This is a genomic window from Mycobacterium kubicae, assembly GCF_015689175.1.
Lineage (GTDB): Bacteria > Actinomycetota > Actinomycetes > Mycobacteriales > Mycobacteriaceae > Mycobacterium > Mycobacterium kubicae.
This window is the reverse complement of sequence record NZ_CP065047.1, coordinates 2,442,796-2,465,175: the sequence shown is the minus strand read 5'-3', so window position 1 is coordinate 2,465,175 and position 22,380 is coordinate 2,442,796. Positions and strand designations below refer to the sequence as shown.

The 22,380-nt window shown below is 65.9% G+C and carries 19 protein-coding genes; 8 read left to right on the top strand and 11 right to left on the bottom strand.

Going from position 1 to position 22,380, the window contains the following annotated elements:
• Position 1: 1 nt before the first annotated feature.
• The 3 genes from I2456_RS11675 to I2456_RS11665 form a co-directional block, all read right to left on the bottom strand.
• Positions 2-1,453 carry an aldehyde dehydrogenase gene (locus I2456_RS11675; RefSeq protein ID WP_085075704.1) on the bottom strand — a complete coding sequence of 484 codons (1,452 nt, stop codon included), beginning with the start codon at positions 1,451-1,453 and terminating at the stop codon, positions 2-4.
• A gap of 199 nt (positions 1,454-1,652) precedes the next feature.
• Positions 1,653-2,660 (bottom strand): aldo/keto reductase, encoded by a 1,008-nt coding sequence (locus tag I2456_RS11670; protein WP_085075705.1) that lies wholly within the window; start codon positions 2,658-2,660, stop codon positions 1,653-1,655.
• A 112-nt stretch (positions 2,661-2,772) separates the two neighbouring features.
• Complete coding sequence (locus I2456_RS11665) at positions 2,773-3,162, bottom strand: MerR family transcriptional regulator (RefSeq protein ID WP_085075706.1); 390 nt, start codon at positions 3,160-3,162, stop codon at positions 2,773-2,775.
• Between the two features lie 59 nt (positions 3,163-3,221).
• Here I2456_RS11665 and I2456_RS11660 point away from each other — a divergent pair, with 59 nt between their 5' ends.
• Entirely contained in the window at positions 3,222-3,668 is a 447-nt protein-coding gene (locus tag I2456_RS11660; RefSeq protein ID WP_085075707.1) for a PPOX class F420-dependent oxidoreductase, read from the top strand.
• Positions 3,665-4,600: an MBL fold metallo-hydrolase gene (locus I2456_RS11655; protein WP_085075708.1), complete on the top strand. Its 936-nt coding sequence runs from the start codon at positions 3,665-3,667 to the stop codon at positions 4,598-4,600. The genes I2456_RS11660 and I2456_RS11655 overlap by 4 nt, the downstream gene beginning before the upstream one ends.
• 34 nt (positions 4,601-4,634) lie before the next feature.
• Here the strand turns inward: I2456_RS11655 and I2456_RS11650 are convergent, their stop codons facing one another.
• The 3 genes from I2456_RS11650 to I2456_RS11640 form a co-directional block, all read right to left on the bottom strand.
• The gene (locus tag I2456_RS11650) at positions 4,635-4,958 is read right to left on the bottom strand and encodes a hypothetical protein (RefSeq protein WP_241007923.1); all 324 of its coding nucleotides are present in this window, start codon (positions 4,956-4,958) and stop codon (positions 4,635-4,637) included.
• 540 nt (positions 4,959-5,498) lie between these two features.
• Entirely contained in the window at positions 5,499-9,032 is a 3,534-nt protein-coding gene (dnaE, locus tag I2456_RS11645; RefSeq protein WP_085075709.1) for a DNA polymerase III subunit alpha, read from the bottom strand.
• A 145-nt stretch (positions 9,033-9,177) separates the two neighbouring features.
• Positions 9,178-9,609 carry a type II toxin-antitoxin system Rv0910 family toxin gene (locus tag I2456_RS11640; RefSeq protein WP_068032089.1) on the bottom strand — a complete coding sequence of 144 codons (432 nt, stop codon included), beginning with the start codon at positions 9,607-9,609 and terminating at the stop codon, positions 9,178-9,180.
• Between the two features lie 85 nt (positions 9,610-9,694).
• Here I2456_RS11640 and I2456_RS28880 point away from each other — a divergent pair, with 85 nt between their 5' ends.
• From I2456_RS28880 to I2456_RS11625, 3 genes are read left to right on the top strand one after another with little or no spacing between them, the layout of a single operon-like run.
• Positions 9,695-11,575: a serine/threonine-protein kinase gene (locus tag I2456_RS28880; protein ID WP_085075710.1), complete on the top strand. Its 1,881-nt coding sequence runs from the start codon at positions 9,695-9,697 to the stop codon at positions 11,573-11,575.
• A complete protein-coding gene (locus tag I2456_RS28875; protein ID WP_085075711.1) occupies positions 11,572-13,443 on the top strand; it encodes a serine/threonine-protein kinase in 1,872 nt (623 codons plus the stop codon). The genes I2456_RS28880 and I2456_RS28875 overlap by 4 nt, the downstream gene beginning before the upstream one ends.
• Complete coding sequence (locus I2456_RS11625; RefSeq protein ID WP_085075712.1) at positions 13,443-15,107, top strand: hypothetical protein; 1,665 nt, start codon at positions 13,443-13,445, stop codon at positions 15,105-15,107. Before I2456_RS28875 ends, I2456_RS11625 begins: the two co-directional genes overlap by 1 nt.
• Here I2456_RS11625 and I2456_RS11620 read toward each other — a convergent pair.
• The gene (locus I2456_RS11620; RefSeq protein WP_068032076.1) at positions 15,104-15,907 is read right to left on the bottom strand and encodes an SDR family NAD(P)-dependent oxidoreductase; all 804 of its coding nucleotides are present in this window, start codon (positions 15,905-15,907) and stop codon (positions 15,104-15,106) included. The genes I2456_RS11625 and I2456_RS11620 overlap by 4 nt on opposite strands.
• 4 nt (positions 15,908-15,911) lie before the next feature.
• Positions 15,912-16,931 (bottom strand): SDR family NAD(P)-dependent oxidoreductase, encoded by a 1,020-nt coding sequence (locus I2456_RS11615; RefSeq protein ID WP_068032073.1) that lies wholly within the window; start codon positions 16,929-16,931, stop codon positions 15,912-15,914.
• Between the two features lie 206 nt (positions 16,932-17,137).
• Between I2456_RS11615 and I2456_RS11610 the strand changes: the two genes are divergently transcribed.
• Together I2456_RS11610 and I2456_RS11605 are read left to right on the top strand one after the other, a co-directional pair.
• Positions 17,138-17,548, top strand: a complete 411-nt coding sequence (locus tag I2456_RS11610; protein WP_068032070.1) for a group I truncated hemoglobin — start codon at positions 17,138-17,140, stop codon at positions 17,546-17,548.
• A gap of 86 nt (positions 17,549-17,634) precedes the next feature.
• Positions 17,635-18,411: a class I SAM-dependent methyltransferase gene (locus tag I2456_RS11605; protein WP_085075713.1), complete on the top strand. Its 777-nt coding sequence runs from the start codon at positions 17,635-17,637 to the stop codon at positions 18,409-18,411.
• Here the strand turns inward: I2456_RS11605 and I2456_RS11600 are convergent.
• Complete coding sequence (locus I2456_RS11600) at positions 18,394-19,320, bottom strand: RluA family pseudouridine synthase (protein ID WP_082952274.1); 927 nt, start codon at positions 19,318-19,320, stop codon at positions 18,394-18,396. The genes I2456_RS11605 and I2456_RS11600 overlap by 18 nt on opposite strands.
• A gap of 50 nt (positions 19,321-19,370) precedes the next feature.
• Positions 19,371-19,982 (bottom strand): signal peptidase II, encoded by a 612-nt coding sequence (gene lspA / locus I2456_RS11595; protein WP_082952273.1) that lies wholly within the window; start codon positions 19,980-19,982, stop codon positions 19,371-19,373.
• 66 nt (positions 19,983-20,048) lie between these two features.
• Between lspA and I2456_RS11590 the strand changes: the two genes are divergently transcribed.
• Positions 20,049-20,975 carry an asparaginase gene (locus I2456_RS11590; protein ID WP_068165865.1) on the top strand — a complete coding sequence of 309 codons (927 nt, stop codon included), beginning with the start codon at positions 20,049-20,051 and terminating at the stop codon, positions 20,973-20,975.
• On the opposite strand, the gene I2456_RS11585 is transcribed toward I2456_RS11590, so the two are convergent.
• A complete protein-coding gene (locus I2456_RS11585; RefSeq protein WP_085075714.1) occupies positions 20,940-22,346 on the bottom strand; it encodes a DNA polymerase IV in 1,407 nt (468 codons plus the stop codon). The genes I2456_RS11590 and I2456_RS11585 overlap by 36 nt on opposite strands.
• Between the last annotated feature and the right edge of the window lie 34 nt (positions 22,347-22,380).

Below are 22,380 nucleotides of genomic sequence, written 5' to 3'. Positions count from 1 at the left end.
GTCACTCGCTTCCAATGCTATTCGGCGGGCCGGCCCGGAAAATCGACTTGACCGTCTGGTAAGCGGCGAGCCCTTCCGGGCCAAACTCACGCCCGACACCACTTGCCTTGACTCCGCCGAATGGCGCATCGATGTCCGGTTGATATTGGTTCACTCCGATGGTTCCGGTCTGCACCGCGCGGGCGATTTCCGTCGCCCGGGTCTCGTCAGACGAGAAGACGGTCCCGGCCAGACCGAACTCGGAGTCGTTGGCGATGTCGACCGCCTCACTATCAGACCCATACGGAATCACCGACACAACAGGGCCGAAGATCTCCTCGCGGGCGATGCGCGCTGAGTTGTCCAGATCAGCGAATACCGTCGGCGCGACGAACCAGCCTCGTGTGTGATTTGCCGGCTTGCCGCCGCCGGTGACCACTCGAGCCCCCTCGGCCTTGCCGGCCTCTATATAACCCAACACCCGCTCCTGTTGCCGTGAACTGACCAGCGGGCCGATGTCCACGTCGTCGTCGAGCGGGTTCCCGACGACCAGGGAGCTCGCCATGTCTGCCAGCGCCGTTACGACCTCGCTGTAACGCGATTTGGGAGCAAGCACGCGTGAGTTGGCGATGCAGATTTGGCCGTTGTTGCCGAAGGACAGCATGCGCAGCTCCCGCATGGTCAAGTCCAAGTCAGCGTCATCGAGCACAATGGCAGCGGATTTTCCACCGAGCTCCAAGGTGACGGGTCGCATGAGCCGTCCGCACGTCTCGGCGATTTGACGCCCAACCTCCGTTGAGCCGGTGAATGCCACCTTGTCGATGCCCGGGTGGCGGACGAGGTAGGCACCCGCTTCGTCGCCACCGGGAATGACGTTCAGTACTCCGGGCGGCAGTCCGGCTTCTGCGGCCGCTTCCCCGAATACCCTTGCGTCAAGCGCGGTCTCGGGTGCCGGCTTCAAGACCACGGTGCAGCCCGCGGCCAAGGCAGGGCCCATCTTCGCCGCGCCCAATACTTGGGGCACATTCCACGGAACGATGGCGCCGACGACGCCGACCGGCTCGCGGCGCACAATGGTATGTCCGGTGAGGCTCGGCCGAAACTCTTCTGAGTCCATCTTCGCCGCCAGCCCGGCATAGTAGCGAAGTATTGCCACCGGAAGCGCACTGTTGTAGGTCCGCGACATTGTGATCGGCATGCCGATTTCGCGCGTGCACAGCTCATTGGTGTGGTCGGCGCGCGACTCCACGGCGTCGGCTAGCCGTTCGATCAGCTGGGCTCGCTCGACCGCCGGCGTCGCCTTCCAGTCAGGCAACGCCTCGCGCGCCGAGGCAACGGCGTCGTCGACATCGGCGAGCGTCGCGCTGGGCCCCTTGCCGAGCAGAAGCTCCGTCGCGGCTTCTATGACTGGCTCGGCGCCGTCAGCGCGACGAAACTGTCCGTCTATAAAGAGCTCGGGTTCAACGACTTTCATCGCGGCCTCCATCGAAAAGCGGGTGTGATGCTTAAGGTGCACCGTGGCGCGGTGACACCCGTCAGCGTATCACTGGAAACGATAGAGAGATAGCGTTGAAAACATGTTCCTCTGCCGCCCGGCGTAGTGACACCCGGGCCGAGCACTGATTGCGTGGGCGATCAGCTACGCCACTGGAAGGTCGCCGGCTTCGACCGCGTCAGCTTTTGCCCCCGGCCAACTCCTGCGCCGAATCACCGATGACGCCGTAGGGATAGATCCGTGACACTGCGCTCACCTCGTCGAGGTGTGCGACTTGTTCGGCGGTCAGCACCACTTGGGTCGCGCCGAGATTATTTCTCAGCTGTGCCAGGGTGCGCGGTCCGATGATCGGCAACGACCCCTTGGCCGCAACCCAGGCGATGGCCACCTCACTGGGGGTCAGATCGGCCTGATCAGCGACGGTTAGAAGCCCGTCCAAGATGGCGGTGCGGTGCGGCGAGTCCTCGGGCTGAAACACCCTGCCGCCGAACCCCTCTGCCCGTCCCCGCTCACCCTGACGGTACTTCCCAGTCAAAATTCCGCCACCCAGCGGAGACCACGCCGCGACGCCGAGGCCAAGGGCGCGGGCCGCCGGGAGCAGCTCGAACTCCGTGCTTCGCTCGACCAAACTGTGTTCCAGCTGAAGTCCGACGATAGGGGCTAGGCTCCGCAACTCGGCGAGGGTTACCGCCCGTGCCACACGCCAGGCTGGGAAGTTCGACAGGCCCGCGTACAAGATCTTGCCCGCCCGGACCAAGTCGTCGAAGCCACGAACGATCTCCTCGGTGGGCGTGACGCCGTCGGCCATGTGCAGCCAATACACGTCGATCCGGTCTGTTTTGAGCCGCTTGAGGCTTGCCTCGAGCGAGGTAACCATGGCACGACGGCTATTGCCGGTAGCGAGCAGCCCAGCTTGGGGATTGGTGCCCATGGTGAACTTCGTGGCCAACACAAACTCGTCACGGCGCCCAGTGAGCAGGCCACCGAGGATTTCCTCTGATTGGCCGAATTGGTAGCTGTTGGCCGTGTCGATGAAGTTGCCGCCGGCGTCGGCATAGGCATCAAAGATCCGACCCGCCTCATCGGGTTCGGCCCCATGTCCCCATCGCGTGCCGAAGTTGCCAGTCCCCAGGATGAGCTCGGAGACCCGAAGACCGGTGTGTTGCCCGAAAAGCTTGTACCGCATGGCTGCCCCTTTCCCACCGCTAGTTAGTTCACTATCCGAACTCACCGGCGCCACGCTAGCCGGGGTGAGTCTGAAAATCAAACTCTGGTGTCGCCCGCGGGTAAAGTCCCGGTCAGCCCGGCGTTGCGGCGTGCACGCCACACGTGCAGGCATCGATTGAGGGACAGGTGCAGCGCATCCCCCACTCGATGACGGCTCGGGCCCGGGCCAACGCGGCCAATTGAGCGTCGATTTCGGCGAGTTTGGCTTCGGCCAGGGCGCGACTGGCCGGGCGTCCTGGAGCTTCGTCGGCGAACAACACCTGAATCTCCTCGAGGGCGAACCCGGCAGTCTTGCAGAGCCGAATCACTTCCAGGCGGGCCAGGACCGAACCGTCGTAACGGCGCTGACCGCCCAATCGGGATGGAGGCGGTAGCAGACCGATCTGCTCGTAGTAGCGCAACGTGGTCGCCGCTACCCCGGTTTCGCGTGCCACCTCTCCGATCGTCATGCCGCTGGCCATCACACCTCCGCTCATCGACGGCTTGACTTCGAGTTAACTCTAAGTTGTCCACTGAAGCTATGCATTCACTCGAGTTCGATGAACTTGCCCACTCGCGCTACGTTCTGCTGCGGTCGTACCGTCGAGACGGCACCGCCGTGGACACCCCGGTCTGGTTCGCGGTCGACGGCCGTACCCTACTGTTCCGCACCAAGGTCGGCCCGAAAACCCGGCGCCTGAAGACATGCCACGATGTGCAACTGGTTCCCTGCGACTATCGGGGCCGAGCGCACCCGAGTGCGCCCAAGGTAGCGGGCCGGGCGACGATCCTCGCCGGCGCGGAGGCTGAGCGCGCCAATGACATACTGCGGAAACGGTACGGCTGGCAGTGGAACATCGTCCCGCTGATCAGCGTTCCGGGCGTGACCAACGTGCACCAGGACCTGTGCATAGGTGAGAAGTTGCGTCGCGCCCGGTATCGCGGGGTATGGCCGGACAGTGTCATCGTCCGGGTGGACCTACCATGACTCAAGTGTCCGACCGGGTCCGCGTCCCCACCGTCTTCCAATGCTGTGCCGCTGCAGCCGGATTGGTGCACGGCTTGGTCCGCCCGAAGCGCCTCGACGAACGGTTCATCCGCAGCGTCGTCGACGCGGGACTGCCGCAACCCCGCAACACCGTGACGGTGGCTGCCCTGCCCCAGATTCCCCGGCCGGTGCCGACCGCCGCGATCGTCGAAGGCGTATTCACTCCTCGGCGGGTCGAAAACTCGCTGACATCGTTTGTCGTCGAGCATCCGCAAGCGTCGTTCATCATCGACCCCGCCGTGTGCCGGCACGCCGAACAGCGAGCCATCGCGCAACTACCCACCGTGTTGCGGGTGGCGGTCCGGCCGCCCGCGGCCACCATACCCACCGTCGATGCACTGCAACGGCTTCCGGAACCGCCGCGGCTGGATTTTGCTCTGCCCACCCACGCGCACTGGGACCATGTCTCCGGGCTGCTCGACATGCCGGGTCTCGCCGTGCATCTGCACCGCACCGAACAGGAGTGGATCGGCGCAGGGGGTGTCGCGCCGGTGGGCGGTGTCCGCGATTCGCTGCGCGATCGACCCGTAGTCCCCTTTGAGCTGGATGGTCCACCGGTGCTCACCTTCACCAGGAGCCGAGATCTGTTCGGAGACAACTCCGTCGTCCTCGTCGACCTGGCCGGGCATACTCCGGGCAGTATCGGTGTGCTGCTGCACACCGAAGGCGGCTGGGTGCTGATCGCCGGCGACGCGGCCTGGCACGAGCTGCAAATCGAGAGGGTTCGGCAAAAGGCAAGCTATCCGGGCCTTTTGGTGGACGATGATCGCGAGGAGACTTACCGGACGCTGCAGCGGTTGCATTTAGCGAGGCACGCGGTCACCATCATCCCGACCCACGACCACCAGGCCGCGCTACGGTTGGCCGGTTAACCGCCCAGCGGCGAACGCTCGACTTCGACAAGCATTACACTGCGCCGTCGCAGCCGCCCGGCGGTGCCGGCACCGGGTCCGGTGACCCATTGTCGATGACGCAATGCGTACCGATGTTGAGGTCGTCGGGCATATAAAAAGGTGTGTCGCCGATCTGCAAAAGAGTAGCGCGCCAGAAACTTCCATCCGGATACTTCGTCCCGTCGCAAGTCGCATTGCCGAAGAATGGCTGCGACTTGCCACCGGGGCAATAGGCAAAGGAGGGGTCCGGAACATGCGGGTCCGAATCCGCGCGCGCCATTGCCGGAAACAACGCACTGAACAGCAGCACGACGAAGAGCCACGATGCTTTTCTCACAACGCAAAGCATATAAAAAATGCCGGTAATTCTTAACCGCCCAAACAGCCCGGCCCCAGCAGCGCCTTGAGGTCACCCAGTCGGCAGACTGACCGCGGGTGTGCGGCTAGCCGCACAGTCAGACGCCAACGGGCGGCTAGCCGCACACTCGGCAGCCGCCCCTACTTCGTGGCTTGGCTTATTGCACCGCGCCGTCGCAGCCGCCGGGAGGCGCGGGCACCGGTGACCCGTTATCAACCACGCAGTTCGGCCCGACGGTATAGAAATCTTGCTCCCAAATAAGGCATCGGAGTTCCATAGCCGTAAACTTCGATATGCCAGTAACTTCCGTCCGGGTATTTGATTCCGTCGCAGTTCCCACTACCAAACAGCGGTGGATTCCCGCTTCCTCCACCCGGACAGAAGTTGGTGTGGGGGTCAGGCATGTGCGGGTCGGGATCGGCTTGGGCCACCGCCGGAAGTGAGATACTGAGCAAGAGAACAACGATCAGCAACCACGCGTTTCTCATCACCCAAGCGTATGAAGCGAAGCCAAGAGGCTCAACCGCCTAAACAGCCCGGCCCCAGCAGCGCTTTGAGGTCACCCATCAATGCGGGCGAGGGCGTCACCCGCAAGGACTGGTCCAGCTCCAGCGTGGTTATCCGGTCGCCGCTTATCAACCGCAGATGGACCTGCGAGGTACCGGGATGACGGGTCAGCACCTGCTTGAGCGCGCTCACCTTGTCCAACGTGCATTGCCGAGTCGGCAGACTGACCGCCAGTGGGCGGTTGACCTGGGCGGTGGAGAAGTCGGGCACCACGAGTTCGTTGGCAATCAGCGAGACCCGGTCATCGCGGATCGCCACCTTCGCGTTGACCAGCACTACGACGTCATCGGCGATCTCCGCACCGTAGTTGGAGTAGGTGTGCGGAAAGAACATCACCTCGATGCCACCGGTCAGGTCTTCCAATTGCGCTGACGCCCACGGCATCCCGTTCTTGTTGACGCGCCGGTTCACCGACGCCAGGATGCCGCCGACGCGCACTTGGGTGTCGTTGGGCACGTCCCCGTCCAGAATCGCCGGGATGGCGGTGTCGACCTGGGCGGCCAGCAGGTGCGCCACGCCGTTGAGCGGATGACCGGATACGTACAACCCAAGCATCTCGCGTTCCAGGGCGAGCTTGTGTTTGTCCTCCCACTCGTCCTCGGGGACCTTGATGGTGAAGACCGACTCGGTGCCGGCATCGGAGCCGCCGAACAGGTCGAACTGCCCCATCGCCTCGGCCTTCTTCGTGCCGAGCACGCTGTCGACGGCGTCGGTGTGCACCAGGAACAGGCCCTTGCGGGCATGCCCCAGGGAATCGAACGCACCGGCTTTGATGAGCGACTCCGTGACCTTCTTGTTGCAGGCCGAGATGTCGATCTTGTTGAGGTAGTCGGAGAAGTCGGTGAACTTGCCTTTGTCGCTCCGGGTTTGGATCAACGAACCGACGACGTTAGCGCCGACGTTGCGCACCGCGCCCAAGCCGAACCGGATGTCGTTGCCCACCGAGGCGAAGTTCTGCACCGACTCGTTGACGTCGGGGGGCAACACGGTGATGCCGAGCTTGCGGCAGTCCGCGAGGTATACCGCGGCCTTGTCTTTGTCGTCGCCTACCGAGGTCAGCAGGCCGGCCATGTACTCGCTGGGGTAATTCGCTTTCAGGTACGCCGTCCAGTAGGACACCAGCCCGTAGCCGGCCGCGTGCGACTTGTTGAACGCGTATCCGGCGAACGGAAGAATGGTGTCCCACAGCGCTTTCACCGCTTTGTCGGAGAAACCGTTGGCGGTCATGCCTTCGTAGAAGCCCTTGTACTCGGCCTCGAGCACCTCGAGCTTCTTCTTGCCCATGGCCTTACGCAGCGCATCGGCCTTGCCCATGGTGTAGGAGGCGACCTTTTGCGCGATGAACATGATCTGCTCTTGGTAGACGATCAATCCGTATGTCTCGGAGAGGATCTCGCGCAGCGGTTCTTCGAGTTCGGGGTGGATCGGCTTGATCGGCTGGCGGTTGTTCTTGCGGTCGGCGTAGTCGTTGTGCGCGTTCATGCCCATCGGTCCGGGCCGGTAGAGCGCAAGGACCGCGACGATGTCGTTGAACTCGGTGGGCTGCATGCGGCGCAACAGATCCCGCATCGGCCCGCCGTCGAGTTGGAACACACCCAGGGTGTCGCCGCGACCCAGCAATTCGTAGGTCGGCGCGTCGTCGAGTGGCACCGATTCCAGGTCGAGGTCGATGCCCCTGTTGGCCCTGATGTTCTCGATCGCGTCGCCGATGATGGTCAGGTTGCGCAGGCCAAGGAAGTCCATCTTCAGCAGGCCGATGGCCTCGCACGACGGGTAGTCCCAGCCGGTGATGATTGCGCCGTCCTGGGGCCGTTTCCACAGCGGGATGGCCTCAGTCAGCGGCTCACTGCTCATGATCACCGCGCACGCGTGCACACCGGCGTTGCGGATCAGCCCTTCCAGCCCCCGCGCCGTCTGGTAGATGGTGCGCACGTCGGGGTCGGTTTCGATCAGGCTGCGGACCTCGGCGGCTTCCTTGTACCGCTCGTGGGCGGGGTCGGTGATACCCGACAGCGGAATGTCTTTGGCCATGATCGGCGGTGGCAGCGCCTTGGTGATCCGGTCGGCGATCGCGAAGCCGGGCTGCCCGTAGTGGATGCGGGCCGAATCCTTGAGTGCGGCTTTAGTTTTGATCGTGCCGAAAGTGATGACCTGGGCGACCCGGTCGTGCCCCCACTTCTCGGCGGCATAGCGCACCATCTCACCACGACGACGGTCGTCGAAGTCGATGTCGATGTCGGGTGCCGACGGGCGCTCGGGGTTGAGGAAGCGCTCGAACAGCAGCCCGTGCGGGATGGGGTCGATGTTGGTGATGCCCAGCGCGTAGGCCACCAGCGAACCTGCCGCCGATCCACGGCCCGGGCCGACCCGGATATCGACCGACTTGGCGTGGTTGATCAGGTCGGCGACGATCAGGAAGTACGCGGGAAAACCCTTGTCGCAGATGACCTTGATCTCGTACTCGGCCCGGTCGATGTAGTCCTGACCGACCCCGCCCGGAAAGCGTCGTTGCAGCCCGGCCATCACCTCGTGGTGCAACCAGGAGGCTTGGTCGTGGCCGTCGGGAACGGGGAATATCGGCATTCGATCGCGCGGAGTCCACACGTCGGCGTAGGACTGCACCCGCTCGGCGATCAACAGGGTCGAGTCGCAGGCGCCGGGCACCTGGTCATCCCAGAGCTTGCGCATGTCGGCGGCGGACTTGAGGTAGTAGCCGTCGCCGTCGAACTTGAACCGGTTGGGATCCGACAGTGTCTTTCCGGTCTGCACGCACAGCAGCGCCTCGTGGTTGTGGGCGGCGTCGCGGGTGACGTAGTGACAGTCGTTGGTGGCCAGCGGCGGAATGTTGAGCTTGCGGCCGATCTCCAGCAGACCTTCGCGGACTCGCTGCTCGATCGACAGCCCGTGGTCCATGAGCTCGAGGAAGTAGTTCTCGGCGCCGAAAATCTCGCGCCACTTGGCCGCGGACTCCAGGGCTTCGCGGTGGTGTCCCAGCCGCAGCCGGGTCTGCACCTCGCCGGACGGGCAGCCGGTGGTGGCGATGATGCCCTCGGCGTGCTCGGCGACGAGTTCGGCGTCCATGCGCGACCACTTGCCGAGCTGGCCTTCGAAGGAGGCCAGCGAAGACAACTTGAACAGGTTGCGCAAGCCGGTCGCATTCTCGGCCACCATCGTCAGGTGCGTGTAGGAGCCGCTACCGGAGACGTCGTCACCCTTCTGGCTGGGGTCACCCCAGGTGATGCGACGGGTGTCGAAGCGGGAACCGGGCGCGATATAGGCCTCGACGCCGATGATCGGTTTGATCCCCGCCTTGGTGGCTGTGTTGTAGAACTCGCTGGCGCCGAACATGTTTCCGTGGTCGGTCATCCCGACCGCCGGCATCCCCAGCCGCTCCACCTCGGCCAGCATCGGCGTGATCTTCGCGGCACCGTCGAGCATCGAATACTCGGTGTGGTTATGCAGGTGCACGAAGGATGACTGGTTCATAGGGACGCCAGTCTATGACCGACCGCCGACAGGTTTCGGGCGTGTCGCGAAGTGTGTTGCGATGATTCCGCGGCGACCCGCCAGCTGATTCCGTGGCGACCCGCCGCGCCGGCTTACGCCGCGCTTGCGATCGCCACGGGGCGGTCTACCCGTACAGCTCGACGAACTGCTTGAGCGACTTCTGCACGTCTCCTTTGACCGCGCGCGCCGCGGCGGAACCGACCGGGCCGAACAGGGGACGTCCGCCCAGCTCAAGACGCAGCCCGAGGTTGGAACCGTCTTTGGTGGGCCGGACGGTGAGCGTGACGGCATACTTCGCGCCGCCCTTTCCGGCGCCCGACATCGCCACTTCGTGCGGCGGATCCCACTTGGTCACCGTCCAGGTAACCCGGTTGCGCAGGCCTTTCGAGCGCGCCACACCCACGATCTCGGTGCCTTCGGTGATCTCGTCGGGCAATTCGCTGCGCCAGCCCTCGTGCATGACCAGCCAATCGCCGAGTGTGGACAGGTCAGAGACGTGGTCCCACATCTTCTGGGGAGCCATCGGAACGTCCAGGGTCATGTCAACGGCGGCCATAGCCGCTGAGCGTAACGCCCCGTCATCTCCGGCGGAATTTTTGCTAATCGCGTTACGCTCGGCGGCGAGTGGAGGGAATACATAGTTGACCGAGGATCGGGCGGGTTCGGAGTTCGGGCCATATCGGCTGATTCGACTGCTGGGCAGCGGCGGCTATGGCGAGGTCTACGAGGCCGAGGACACCACCATGCACCGCACGGTGGCGCTCAAGCTGCTCAGCAGCACCTTCTCCCAAGACCCGGTGTTCCGGGAGCGACTCTTCCGGGAAGCCCACACGGCCGGGCGCCTCCGCGAACCACACGTCCTGCCGATCCACGGATGCGGGGAAATCAACGGGCAGGTCTACATCGACATGCGACTTGTGCGCGGCGTGGACCTGGACACCGTGCTCAAGCGCGATGGCCCCATGCAGCCCGCTCGGGCAGTCAATCTGATCCGCCAGGTTGCCGGTGCGCTGGATGCCGCGCACGCCGAGTCGGTGCTGCACCGCGACGTCAAACCCGCCAACATCTTGCTGTCGGGCCAGGCCGGGCAAGACTTTGCCAGCCTGGTCGACTTCGGTCTGGCCAACGCGGCAGGCGACGCCCGGCTCACCAAACCCGGCAAGGCCGTCGGCACCTTCGATTACGTTGCACCGGAGCGGCTTTCCGGCGGCGCGGTCGATCAACGCTGCGACGTGTATGCGCTGGCCTGCGTGCTGTACGAACTACTGACCGGGGCGCCACCGTACGCGGAGCGGCGCGACCTTCCTGCGCTCATGCAAGCTCACTTGACCGCGCCGGTGCCGCTGGCCAGCAAGCACCGCGCGGGAATTCCGTCCGAAATGGATACGGTGATCGCGCGCGGCATGGCCAAGAACCCCGATGAGCGCTACCCGAGCGCCGGGGAGTTGGCCGAGGCCGCTCAGCGAGCCTTGGCTCCGGCCGCGCCGACCAAGGAATGGCCGCTCAGCCCGGCTCCGCCGCCGCCGTGGGATGCCGGCCCAGTGCCATACCAGCCCGTACCCCCGCCGCCCGCGTGGGCTCAGCCGCGTAGCCGAAGAACCGGCCGCCGCACCACGATTGCGGTGGCCATCGTCGCCGTGGTGGCCGTGGTCGCGACGGTGGCGATTATCGTTTTCGCGCATCGCCCAGCGTCGTCGACGCCCGCCGCCAGCAGCTCGCCGCGACCCTCGTCGACCATCCCGACACCGTTGAAGTTTCCCGACCTGGTGCAAGTCCGCGGCGTGGCCGTCGACGAGGCCGGCGACGTGTACGCCGCCGAGCTGGGGTCACGGTCACCCGACGGTCGGGTGCTGAAGTTGGCGGTTGGCCAGTCCGCGCCCGCCGAGTTGACGTTCGGGGAGATCTATGCCGAGGGAGTCGCAGTGGACTCGGCCGGAAACGTCTACGTCGCCGACTACCATGCGCCGGGAGTTTGGAAGCTGACGCCCGGCGCCCGCGGACCGACTCCGTTGCCCTTCGGGCATCTCGGCCACCCGCTAGGCATCGCGATGGGCAAAGACGGCAGCATCTACGTCTCGGACAGCGTTCTGCGGCAGGTTCTCAAATTGCCACCCGGAGCATCGAGCGCGACCGTGCTGATGCCGACCACTCCACTGAGTACGCCCACGGGTGTGGCGGTGGACAGCGACGGCAACCTCTATGTCGCGGACGCAGAGGCGCGGCACGTGCTCAAGCTGGCTGCTGGGGCGGATACTCCCACCGAGCTGCCAATCGGCGGACTGCAACGACCCTACGGCGTGGCCGTCGACGGGAAAGGCACCGTCTACGTCTCAGATCTCGACACGCAGGGCATCTTCAAGTTGGCCCCCGGCGCAACCAGCGCCACCCGGGTAACCCGCCCCGGGCTGAACTACACGTTCGGGATAGCCGTCGACAAGAACGGAGACCTCTTCCTTACCGACTGCCACCGGGGCGATACGTGCGCCACCGGCAAGGTGTTGGAATTGGGTGCCCCGTCATGACTTCCGTATCTCGAGTGGGTAGCCGGTTCGGGCCCTACCTGTTACGGCGACTACTCGGCACCGGCGGCTTCGGCGAGGTCTACGAAGCCGAAGACACCGTGATGCACCGCGTGGTGGCGCTCAAATTGCTGTCCAGCAGTTACTCGCACAACCCGGCGTTTCGCGAGCGGTTGTTTCGCGAAGCCCGCACCGCCGGACGGCTGCACGACCCGCACGTGGTTCCCATCCACGGCTGCGGCGAGATCGAGGGCCAGCTTTACATCGACATGCGGCTCATCGACGGCACGGACCTGCAAAGCGTCCTGGAACGCGAAGGCGCACTGTCTCCATCGCGGGCCGTCACCATCGTGCGCCAAATCGCCGCTGCGCTGGACGCCGCGCACGCCGAGACGGTGATACATCGCGACGTCAAACCCGCCAACATCCTGCTGGGCAAAGACGACTTCGCTTGCCTGGTGGACTTCGGGCTGGCCAATGCCGCCACCGACACCAAACTGACCAGCGAAGGCACCACGATCGGCTCTTTCGCCTACCTCGCTCCAGAACGCCTGGCCTCCGGTGAAGTCACACCCGGCGCTGACATCTACGCACTGGCGTGTGTCCTGTACGAGTGCCTGACCGGGTCGGCGCCCTATGAGAGCCGTACCGAGATACCGGCCCTGGTCGCCGCCCACCTGACCAGTCCCCCGCCGCAACCGAGCCGGGACCATCTGGGAATCCCGATCGGATTCGACGAGGTGATTAGCCGCGGCATGGCCAAAGAGCCGCAGGATCGATACCGCAGCGCCGGCGAATTGGCGGGCGCCGCCCAGCGGGCCCTCGATACCCCGGTGCGCCAACGGAATTGGGCGGTTCCGCCGCACCAGGCAGCCACTACGCAACCTTGGACTTCCGGCGGTGCGCCGAGAATCCGGGCTCCGGCACTGATGCCTTCCCCGATGCATCGAAAGTCACGTCGCAACGTCCTCATCGCGGCCGCCGTCGCGGTGGTTGCCCTCACGGCGGCGGTGGTTGCGGTCGTGGCCGTTCCCGACTCCTCGCAGCACGCCACGGTCAGCACCAGCACGACAGCGGTGTCCAGCAGCACCGCACCGCCGACGACCAGCGCGGCCCCGCCGCTCAACGCCACCCGATTGACAATCATCGGCTACGGGGAGCTCAACGGGATAGCGCTCACGCCGGGCGGCGACATCTACGTCGTCGGTACCAGCGAGCCGCGCGTATACAAGTTATCGCCGAATTCCACTGCGCCGGTTGATGTTCCGTTCCCCGGGTTGACCCGGCCCAAGCGGGTCAGTGTGGACGGCGCCGGCGCCATCTACGTCACCGACTTCCCACGCGGCGACAACGTCGGCATGGTGATGAAGCTGGACCCGGGCGCCGCCAACCCGGTGGAATTACCCTTCGGACGGTTTTACCCCAACGGGATCGCCACCGACGCCGCCGGTACCGTTTACGTAGCGTCCAACGAACGGGTGCTGCAATTGCCGGTCGGGGCCACCACACCGAACGTCCTGCCTTTCGGTGGTGGACCATTCGAGGATGTCACCGTCGACGGCGCGGGCAATGTGTATGCGCTGCAAGCGGGTCGGGTGTTGAAGCTGAAGCCCGGTGACGCTGTCCCGAATCAGCTTCCGTTCGGCCAGTTGGGTTACGCCCAGAGCATTGCGGTCGACGCGCCGGGCAACATCTATGTCATCGACAATTCCGAAAGCATGGGCAGGCTGCTGAAATTGGCGGTCGGCGCCGAATCGGCCATTCGGATGTTCGCACCGGAGAACCAGCGATTCGGTGGTATGGCGGTCGATGCCACGGGCGCGATCTACCTGACGGAGAACAACCGAGTGCTCAAAGTCGGAGCCAGTTGATGGCCCACAGCCTCAAAGATCAACTCGCGCAGGGCGGCCCGCTCGATCCCACTCGCGCGGTCAACGTGGTACGCCAAGTCGCGGCCGCCATCGACCACGCCCATACGCACCACAGCAGCCACCGCGAGGTCACTGTGGACACCATCCTGCTCGGTGACGGGGACTCCGTGCACCTGACCGACACCCGTGGTGCCGCGCCGTCTTCCGACCGAACCCGCACGCTCGTCACCGACCCTGCGGCGACGTACCGCGCCGACATTGCCGCGCTGGCGGCGGTGTTGTACGAGTGCTTGACCGCGCGCCGGCTGACCACTTCCGGAACAACTCCGGTTCCGGCGGCGAGCGAACAACGCGCCGGGGTTCCGGCCGGGTTCGACGATGTCATCGCCCGTGGACTGCAGACCGACCCCCGTCAGCAATACCGGAGCGCCGCGGAGTTGGCTGCCGCCGCCGAAGGTGTTCTATCCGCCCTAGCCCCTGCGCGACCTGATCCGCCGGCGGCCGCGACCCGAAGCGTGCAACTGCCGCAACCGGCGCCATCCCCCAACTCGGCTGCGCCGCAATGGGACCCAATCCGCAGTCGCTTCCCCACGGTGTCATATCCGCACTCGCGTCCAGCGCCAATGCCGCTGCTGCCACCGGCGGGTCACGCATCTCGGTTGCGGCGTTACCTCGCCCCGACTATCGCAGCGGTACTAGTGGTCGCCGCCGTGGTGGCGGGTGTCATCGCCATTCCACGAATTGTCGGCCAGCACGGCGCCACCGCACCGAAGACCTCGTCGGCCCCTACTGGTTCCGGACCTCGACGGAGATATTCAGGCCAGCCCATCGAGTTGCCGTTCCCGGGTATGCACCCGACGGTGACCGTGGCCGTAGACGGCGCCGGCAACGTCTACGCGCTGGCCGGCCTCACGCCACCACCTGGGGCAGGCACGTTCGACCTCCCGCCGGAGCAGTTGTTCAAGCTGGCACCGGGCGCGAGCGGCCCAACGACACTGGAGTATCCCGGGGCAACGTTCCGGTACGCGTCGGATCTGACCGTCGACCACGCCGGCAACATCTACTACAGCTACGGTGCGCAGGTGTGGCTCGTGGAATCGGGCAAGACCATCCCGATTCGGTTGCCGTTCCGGGGGTTTTCGAAGATTGCCGCCGTCGCGGTCGATGCGGCCGGCGTCGTCTACGCGGCTGGTTCACTCCAAGAGGATTCAGGTCTGAAGTTCGGCGTCAAGAAGCTGGCTCCCCGGGACACCAGGCCGACCGACCTGCCCTTCGAAGGTCTCGACCTACCGCGCGGGATCGCAGTGGACAGATCCGGCGCCGTTTACGTCTCCGGCAGCGTGAAAGGCGCTGGCCGCGGTCGGATTCTCAAGCTGGGCGCCGGCGCCACCACATCCACCGCAGTGCCGCTGTCAGGGCTGCTCGAGCCCCGGCACCTGGTATTCGACAGCACCGGAAATCTGTTCATCACCGACGGCTTCAACCGGGCGCTGTGGGAAGTCCCGCCGGACGGCAATCCGATCAAGATCGATCTGCCGGCCTACACCCACGGGGTGGCCATCGACGCGGCGGACAACCTCTACGTGCTGACCGGCGCCATGAACAACAATTCCGACAAGATCACTCAGCCCGGCCAGGTGTTGAAACTCCCGCCCGATGCCTAACGGCCGGGGCCGCCGCGCAGCGCGTTGCCGATCCGAATTCCGGGCAGCAGCAGGCTACGTGGAATGAGTCGGCCGCTGGTGCTGACGGCCTTGGGCACCGCGCCGGGCACCACCGTGCGCTTACCGGCGAGCATGCCCTGAATCGCTTGCTTGGCCACCTCATGCGGCGAGGTCTGCAGCAACGGGAGGCTAAACCGCTCGGCGTCGGCGATCTGGGCCCACTCGGTGGGCACCGGTCCGGGACACAGGGCGGTCACCGACACCCCCGTGCCGTGCAATTCCTCCTGCACCGCTTCGGAGAACGTCAACACGAACGCCTTGGTCGCCGAGTAGACCGCCATGTACGGGATCGGCTGGAAGCCGGCGATGGACGCGATGTTCAGGACCGCCCCGGCGCCCCGCTCGACCATCCCGGGCAAAGCGGCCCGGGTGAGCTCCATCAGGGCCAGCGCGTTGAGGGTGACTTGGTCGCTCTCCCGTTCAGGGGGAAGTTCGAAGAAGCGCCCGCTGGTGCCGAAACCCGCGCTGTTGCACAAGCCGCCGATCGGATCGCTACGGAGGCGGTCGGCCAGCTGTGCCCGGCCGTCGGCGTCGGAGAGGTCCAGCGGCAGGACTTCCACCTCGACCTGATGCTCGGCACGCAACTTGCCGGCCAGCTCGTCCAGACGCTCGCGACGCCGCGCGACCAACACCAACGGAAAGCCACGGCCGGCCAGGCCGCGCGCCAACTCGACACCGATGCCCGACGAGGCGCCGGTGATGACGACGGGGGTCTCTTTGTTCGGTTTGGGCAGGCTCATAACGTCACCAATGTATTCCTCGTGTCGCGCGCACGAATGTTTCGCTTCGCTTGTCGATTTCCGATGGGTCCGTGTGGGATTGGTCGGATCCTCGGGCCGCCGCGGAGTCCTTGAACATGCTGAACGCGCGGTTGCGCACCCGGTCCATCACCGCGGGATTGACCGCGTCGGCCACGGCGGCGAATTGCCCGAACGGTGAACTGGACCGCCGCGGCCGGTGCACCAGGGCATCGGCGATGACTCCGGCGGCTTGATCCGGTGTCAGGGCCGGGAACTTGTCGTACATGGTGGTGGGGCTGATCATCGGGGTGCGCACCAGCGCCATGTGCACGGTGGTGAACCGGACGTTGTCGTTGACCGTCTCGGCTTGCAGCGCATCACAAAGGCTGTCCAGGGCGGCCTTGCTGGCGATGTAGGCGCCGAACCGGGGGGCGCGCGTCTGCACCCCGACCGACGAGACGTTCACGATGTGCCCGAAACCGCGTTCCCGCATGCCGGGGATGAACTTCAAGATGAGCTGCACCGCACCGAGATAGTTCAGCTGCATAGTCCGTTGATAGTCATGAATGCGCTCGTAGGACAGCTCCAGGGACCGCCGGATCGACTTGCCCGCGTTGTTGATCAGGATGTCCACGCCCCCGAGATCGGCGAGCACCTGGTCGGCCATCTCGGCGATGGCGTCCATGTCGGACAGATCGCACGGGTATACGTGGGCCGTGCCGCCCTCGTCGCGAATCTCCTCGGCGACCTTCTCCAAATTCTCCCGGGTCCGCGCGACCAGCGCCACGGCGCCACCAGCGTCGGCAATTTTCTTTGCCGCCGCCTCGCCGATGCCCGACGAACCGCCCGTGATCAGGATGGTCTTGCCGTCGACAGCCTCTTTCAGCGTGTGACCCTGCACCGCGTCGAGCAGGTTGCGCCAGTAGAACGGTCGGTATCGCCCAGCCGAGTTCGGGGTGTTGATGATGTGGGACACCGCCGCGATCGGCTTCTCCACAATGTTCGTCAGGTCACCAAGATTCATCGATTGTCACTCCTGATGGCTGTGTGGTTGATGTGACACAGGTCATAAATCAACCTAAGGCATGCATGAAACCGCGGCTGCACAGGGCTGCCTATCGGCGCGGAGCAGGCCGGTCGAGTCCGACGGAGGAGTGCTTGTTACGGCCAGTAATCCGGGCGTGACGGTGGCCTAACGGAGCGGCAATCACACGGTGCTGGGCTGGCGTGATGGGACTATTGCCACGCTTGCGCAAGCGGGAGCCGGCCAGCATCTACGACCGGATCGGCGGGTACGAGGCCATCGAAGTGGTGGTCGAGGACTTCTACGCCCGGGTGCTTGCCGACGACCAGCTGTCCGGTTTCTTCACCGGGACCAATATGAGCCGCCTGAAAGGCAAACAGGCCGAGTTCTTCGCAGCCGCTTTGGGCGGGCCGCAGCCCTACACCGGTGCCCCGATGAAGCAGGTGCACCAAGGACGTGGGATCACCATGCACCACTTCACCCTGGTTGCCGGCCACCTGGGCGACGCGCTGACGGCGGCCGAGGTGGCGCCCGGAACCGTCGCCGAGATCCTGGGAGCGATCGCACCGCTCGCCGCCGACATCGCTTCCGGTGAGAGCAGCACGGCGAAGGTTTGAGCGACTCGCAGTCCGCCGTGTGTGACGCACCGTGACGGCGGCATGCCGCACGACATGAGCGGCCGTCGCATACGACAATGCCTGACGTGGGTCGCACTTTTGAGCAACTAGTGGCCGAGGCGGAGTCCGCGCCGATTGCCGGCTGGGACTTTTCTTGGCTCGACGGCCGGGCGACCGAGCAGCGGCCGTCATGGGGCTATCAACGGATGATGAGCGCGCGCCTCGCGAATGTGTCTGCGGCACTTGACCTTCAGACTGGTGGTGGGGAGGTTTTATCCGGTGCGCAAACCTTTCCGCCGACCATGGCCGCCGTCGAGTCGTGGCCGCCGAACGCGGCGTTGGCCACTCAGCGCTTGCACCCGCGCGGCGTGGTGGTGGTCACCACCCCGTCCGAATCCGTGTTGCCCTTCGCCGACGAGGCGTTCGATCTGGTCACCAGCCGGCACCCCAACAGCGTGTGTTGGACCGAGATCGCCCGGGTGTTGCGACCTGGGGGCGGCTACCTTGGCCAACACATCGGACCCGCGACGGCAGCGGAGTTGGTGGAACATTTCATCGGACCACAGCCCGAGGCGTGGGCGCGGCGTCATCCCGACACCGAAGCCGCGCAGGCGCGGGCCGCCGGTCTTGACATCATCACCATGCGCGCCGAGCGGCTTCGGCAGGAGTTCTTCGACATCGGCGCCGTCATCTACTTCCTGCGCAAAGTGATTTGGACGGTGCCCGATTTCAGCGTGCAGCAGTATCGGCGGCAATTAGAAGAACTGCATGAGCGCATCCAAGCCGAGGGGTCCTTCGTCGCCCACGCCGCGCGCGTTCTGGTCGAAGCTCGTAAACCCGGCCCGTCAGCCTTCGGCGCGTAACACGTCCAAGGCGTGCTGCAGGTCGGCCGGATAGGGGCTCACAATCTCTATCCGCCTCCCGTCTGCGGGATGGGCGAACGCCAGCGAACGCGCATGCAGCCATTGACGTTCCAGCCCGAGCCGTTTGGCCAACACCGGGTCGGCACCGTAGACCAGGTCACCACAACAGGGATGATGCAGGGCGGCGAAATGCACTCGAATCTGGTGCGTGCGACCGGTTTCCAGGTGCACGTCGAGCAAACTGGCGGCGACGAAAGCCTCCACGGTGTCGTAGTGGGTGAGGCTGTGCCGGCCGTTCTTGGTGACCGCGAATTTCCACTCCGGGCCCGGGTGCCTGCCGATCGGTGCGTCGATCGTCCCGCTGGACGGATCGGGATGTCCTTGCACCAGCGCGTGATAGCGCTTGTCGACGGTGCGTTGTTTGAATGCCCGCTTGAGCACCGTGTACGCGCGTTCGGACAGCGCGACCACCATGACCCCGGAGGTGCCGACGTCCAGGCGGTGCACAATGCCCTGGCGCTCCGGCACGCCTGAGGTGGTGATGCGATATCCCGCGGCCGCCAACCCGCCGAGCACGGTGGGCCCGGTCCAGCCGACCGACGCGTGCGCCGCGACCGCTGCGGGCTTGTCGACGGCGACGATGTCGTCGTCGGAGTACAGGATGGTCATGCCTTCGATGTCGACGGGGGTGTTCTGCGGCGGCGCCGGTGGCTCGGGCAAGCGCACCTGCAGCCAGGCCCCTGGCGTCAGGCGGTCCGACTTTCCCGCCGCAACGCCGTCCAGTTCCACCCCGCCGTCTTCGGCAATGGCCGCGGCGGCGCTGCGCGACAGCCCCAGCAGCCGCGCCAATCCCGCATCGACCCGCATCCCCGCCAATCCCTCGGGGACGGGCATCGAACGATCAGTCACCCGTGCCGCTCCTCGTCATCGCCCCGCCTCGCATTTGTCGTCGGCAGGGATCAGGGCTGGTCGGGCTCACGCTGGGCGCCGGGGTCTTCACCGAATCTGCGGCGGCCCACGGCGTCGAAGTCGTACCCGAAGATGGACAGCACCACCAGCAAGATGGCCCCGCCGACCACGGCGGGGTCAGCGACGTTGAAAACCGGCCACCAACCGACCGACAAGAAGTCGACGACATGTCCGCGCAGGGGGCCGGGCGCGCGGAAGAAACGGTCGACCAGGTTGCCCATCGCTCCGCCCAGGATCATGCCGAGTCCGACGGCCCACCAAGGCGACACCAGGCGCCGGCCCATCCAGAAGATGCCGACCACCACACCGGTCGCAATCAATGTCAGGACCCAGGTGTAGCCGGTGGCCATGGAGAACGCCGCGCCGGAATTACGCACCAAGGTCCAGGTCACCGTGTCGCCGATGATGGATACCGGCTGGCCAGGCGGCAACAGCTTGACCGCCAGCACCTTGGTGATGATGTCCAGCGTCAACACCCCGGCCGCGACCGACATCAGCAGCCGCAGCCGCCGCGGCGACGCGGTGGGTTCGGACTCCCCCGTCGCCCTGGCGTCACCGGATGAAGTCAGTGGATCGGCCGATCCGGTTGGTTCGTCAGGCACTCAACCATCATCCCCTAAGTCCGGCGGCGCACGGCGCCCATGCCGCCGGTGCGAGATGATCCCACCATGAGCCGCCTCACCGTCATCACCACCGGAGGGACGATCTCGACCAGCATCGGTGCGGACGGCGTGCGCCGACCGGCGCGCAGCGGCGCGCAGCTGACGTCGGGTCTGGACGTCGATGTGGTGGACCTGATGGCCGTCGACAGCTCGCAGCTGGTGCCGGCCGATTGGGATCGGATGAGCGCAGCCATCCGGGCCGCCATCGCCGGCGGCGCCGACGGCGTGGTCGTCCTGCACGGGACGGACACCATGGAAGAGAGCGCGCTGTGGCTGGAACTGAGTCATGGGGCGGAGGTTCCGGTGGTGTTGACCGGTGCCATGCGCAGCGCCGACGCGCCCGACGCCGACGGGCCCGCCAACGTGCGGGACGCCTTGGCCGTGGCGGGCCACCCGGCGGCGCGCTCGCTGGGTGTGCTGGTGTGCTTCGCCGGGCGCATCTTGCAGCCGCTTGGCATGCGCAAGGTGGCGACCGAGGATCTGAGCGGATTCACCGGAGAGTTGCTGGGCACCACCCATGGTGGAGTGTCGCTGACGGAGGCCAAGACGCGACCGTATGTCGGTGAGGTCAGGGCCGCCGACGCGCCGCGGGTCGACATCGTTGCGGCCTACCTCGGCAGCGACGCGGTGGTGCTGGATGCGTGCGTGGCCGCCGGTGCACGGGCCGTGGTGCTGGAAGCTCTCGGATCCGGCAATGTCGGTGACGCCGTCGTCGACGGGGTGCGCCGCCATTGCCGCGACGGCGTGGTCGTCGCGGTTTGTACCCGGGTCCCCGGCGGGCGGGTAAGCGCGAGTTACGGTCCGGGACACGCCCTGATGCAGGCGGGCGCCGTGATGGTGCCGCGGCTGGCGCCCCCGCAGACCCGCGTGCTGCTCATGGCGGCACTGGCGGCGGGTTTACCGGTCGCCGACGTCGTTGACCGCTGGGGATGAGGCTTCGTCGTCATCGCGCAACGCGGCGACGTAGTCCGGCCAGTCCAAGGACTCGACCGGGTTGGCGCTGACCAGGTCTGCGGTGTCGGCGGGAAACGTCCGGGCCTGACCCGGTCCGGAAGCCCGGGTCTCAAACCGCACGGTCACCACCCCGTGGCCGGCGCCCTGCACCCACCCGTGCCCGAATTCGCGGTGCTTTACGTCGTCACCGATGCGCCACGGCGAGGGTTCGGCGGCGGGCGCGAACATGGCGGTGGTCGCCGTCTCGACGGTGTCCGACCGTTCCGGCTCGGACTGGTCGAGTTCCAAGTCGGGGAACAGCGACTCCTGACGGACGTCGCTCAACCCCGAGAATCCGACCCCCAGCAGCCGGATCGGACCGATCTGCACCGGATCGAGCAGCAGACGGCGCGCCACCGCGACCAGCGCACCCGCCTCGGTGGTGGCATAAGGCAGAGTCGCCGAGCGAGTCAGCGTGCTCATGTCGGACTTCTTCAGCTTGACCGTGACGGTGCGGGCGCCGCGGCCGTCGCGCACGAGCCGTTGATGGGCGTGTTCAGCGATCGGATCGATCGCCTCCCGCAACTGCTCGAGGGTGGTCAGGTCGGCCGCGAAAGTCGATTCGGAGCTGATCTGCTTGGCCTCGGCCCGCTCGGCAACGGGCCGATCGTCGATACCACGGGCCAGCCGATGCAGCGCGGGCCCGACCGTCGCGCCCAGGATATTGGCCGCCTCGGCGTCGGTCAGGGCGGCCAACTGTCCGATCGTCTCGATGCCCAGCCGATGTAGCTTGTCCTCGGCGACCGGGCCGATCCCCCACAGTCGGCGCACCGGCAACGCGTCGAGTAGCACCCGTTCTTCGGCGCGATCGACGACCCGGACGCCGTCGGGCTTGGCCAGGCCAGACGCGATCTTGGCGATCTGCTTGCCCGAGCCCGCGCCGACCGAGGCGATCAGCCCGGTCTCCTCGCGCACCCGTCGTCGCAGCCCCTCACAGAACGCCGCGACCTCGCCGACCGACGCACCGGCCAGCTGCGGCGGTTCGCCGAAACCCTCGTCGTGGGAGAGCTGCTCGACGACCGGAACCAGGCTGCGCACCGTGTGGAAGACCCGTCGGCTGGCTACGCCATACACCACGCCGCGCGGGGGCAATACCACCGCGGTGACGCCGACGAGCCGTCGTGCCTGGTGCATCGGCATGGCCGACCGGGCACCGAACACGCGCGCTTCATAGCTGGCTCCGGCCACCACGCCGCGCCCGCCAGTGCCTCCGACCAGAACCGGCCGCCCCCTCAGGGTCGGCCGGGTCAGTTGTTCGACGGAGGCGAAGAACGCGTCCATGTCCAGGTGCAGCACCCAGCGGGTCTCCACGAAACGCCATGCTATTCGTGCTCGCCAAAGTGGC

Coding starts and splice junctions, on each gene's coding strand:
- I2456_RS11675 (WP_085075704.1), bottom strand. CDS start 1,453: ATGAAAGTCGTTGAACCCGAGCTCTTTATAGACGGACAGTTTCGTCGC.
- I2456_RS11670 (WP_085075705.1), bottom strand. CDS start 2,660: ATGCGGTACAAGCTTTTCGGGCAACACACCGGTCTTCGGGTCTCCGAG.
- I2456_RS11665 (WP_085075706.1), bottom strand. CDS start 3,162: ATGGCCAGCGGCATGACGATCGGAGAGGTGGCACGCGAAACCGGGGTA.
- I2456_RS11660 (WP_085075707.1), top strand. CDS start 3,222: ATGCATTCACTCGAGTTCGATGAACTTGCCCACTCGCGCTACGTTCTG.
- I2456_RS11655 (WP_085075708.1), top strand. CDS start 3,665: ATGACTCAAGTGTCCGACCGGGTCCGCGTCCCCACCGTCTTCCAATGC.
- dnaE (WP_085075709.1), bottom strand. CDS start 9,032: ATGAACCAGTCATCCTTCGTGCACCTGCATAACCACACCGAGTATTCG.
- I2456_RS11640 (WP_068032089.1), bottom strand. CDS start 9,609: ATGGCCGCCGTTGACATGACCCTGGACGTTCCGATGGCTCCCCAGAAG.
- I2456_RS28875 (WP_085075711.1), top strand. CDS start 11,572: ATGACTTCCGTATCTCGAGTGGGTAGCCGGTTCGGGCCCTACCTGTTA.
- I2456_RS11625 (WP_085075712.1), top strand. CDS start 13,443: ATGGCCCACAGCCTCAAAGATCAACTCGCGCAGGGCGGCCCGCTCGAT.
- I2456_RS11620 (WP_068032076.1), bottom strand. CDS start 15,907: ATGAGCCTGCCCAAACCGAACAAAGAGACCCCCGTCGTCATCACCGGC.
- I2456_RS11615 (WP_068032073.1), bottom strand. CDS start 16,931: ATGAATCTTGGTGACCTGACGAACATTGTGGAGAAGCCGATCGCGGCG.
- I2456_RS11610 (WP_068032070.1), top strand. CDS start 17,138: ATGGGACTATTGCCACGCTTGCGCAAGCGGGAGCCGGCCAGCATCTAC.
- I2456_RS11590 (WP_068165865.1), top strand. CDS start 20,049: ATGAGCCGCCTCACCGTCATCACCACCGGAGGGACGATCTCGACCAGC.